Raw genomic sequence first — 229 nt, forward strand, 5'->3', positions numbered from 1 at the left:
TGTGCTCGAATATCGCCCTGTCCCGCTCCCGGAACACGTTATGCAGCTCCTCGTGGATTCGGCTCACGGCTTCCCCTTGCTCCGACAGCTTAAAATAAATTTCCTTCTTGTTCTCGGGCTTCTGGTAGCTCTCGATCAGCCCCATCTCCATGAGCTTCTTCGCGATCTTGCTGATCGCGCTTCTCGTCATGTAAATGCGCTCCGCCAGCTTCGTCACGCTGGCATCCGC

The 229-nt window shown here is 55.9% G+C and carries 1 protein-coding gene; it reads right to left on the reverse strand.

The genetic code is table 11. The annotated features are described in order from the left end of the window. Positions 1–229: MarR family transcriptional regulator (locus KVT38_RS34445; protein ID WP_217598169.1), on the reverse strand; the 229-nt coding region annotated here is incomplete at both ends.

The organism is Cohnella sp. GbtcB17 (assembly GCF_019091135.1).
Classification (GTDB): Bacteria; Bacillota; Bacilli; order Paenibacillales; family Paenibacillaceae; genus Cohnella.